Source organism: Mycobacterium sp. IDUB_19, from assembly GCF_055419445.1.
Window position 1 is genome coordinate 1 of sequence record NZ_JBVAXR010000207.1, and the last position, 305, is coordinate 305.

Consider the following 305-nt stretch of genomic DNA (forward strand, 5'->3'; position numbering starts at 1 on the left):
ACCATGCTGGCCTACGACATGAACGGCGAGCCGGTGAGCTACGGCCACGGGGCGCCGCTGCGGCTGCGCAATGAATTACAGCACGGCTTCCGGCATGTGAAGTGGCTCAAGGGCATTGAGTTTGTGGCGCACTACTCCGAGCTCGGTAGCGGTTACGGTGGTTACAACGAAGACCACGAATTCTTTGGACGCCACCAGACCATCTAACGGCCGGATCGTCACCGGGCGGGGCGCAGAATCTGCAGTGCGCCAGGTACTGCGGAGAGTTCGGCGGGTAGTGGGCAGGCGAAGTCGCCGTCGGCGTA

Annotated in this window: 2 protein-coding genes; one reads left to right on the forward strand and one right to left on the reverse strand. The window is 62.6% G+C overall.

Features of this window, described 5'->3' with window-relative positions; translation table 11 throughout:
• The coding region (locus ACZY0B_RS27965) for a molybdopterin-dependent oxidoreductase (RefSeq protein ID WP_463767213.1) at positions 1–207 on the forward strand (207 nt) is incomplete at its 5' end.
• 11 nt (positions 208–218) lie between these two features.
• Here ACZY0B_RS27965 and ACZY0B_RS27970 read toward each other — a convergent pair.
• The coding region (locus tag ACZY0B_RS27970; RefSeq protein ID WP_463767455.1) for a hypothetical protein at positions 219–305 on the reverse strand (87 nt) is incomplete at its 5' end.